The sequence below is a fragment of the Dietzia sp. CQ4 genome (genome assembly GCF_014145125.1).
Lineage (GTDB): Bacteria > Actinomycetota > Actinomycetes > Mycobacteriales > Mycobacteriaceae > Dietzia > Dietzia natronolimnaea.
On record NZ_JAALDZ010000365.1, the window covers coordinates 1 to 262 of the forward strand.

Genomic DNA, 262 nt, shown 5'->3' on the forward strand with positions numbered 1-262 from the left:
CGAGATCTCGCTCCTCCCCGGTCCCGACTCGGTGGTGGCCCCGGAGTGGGTGCCGTGGGAGAAGAGGATCCGCCCGGGCGATCTGGGTGCCGGTGATCTGCTGCCCCCCGCGGACGACGACGAGCGTCTGGTCCCGGGACAACTCCTCACCGGGGACGACGGACTCGACGAGGTCGCCGGCCCCGTCGGGCTCGGCAGGCCACGGCACCTGAGCCGGGAGGGCCGGTCGGCCGCCGCCGCCCGATGGGCCGCCGAGCGCGGC

Annotated in this window: 1 protein-coding gene; it reads left to right on the forward strand. The window is 76.3% G+C overall.

Annotation, left to right across the window (positions count from 1 at the left end; translation table 11 throughout):
- The coding region (locus tag G6031_RS17065) for a DUF3027 domain-containing protein (protein WP_182653910.1) at positions 1-262 on the forward strand (262 nt) is incomplete at both ends.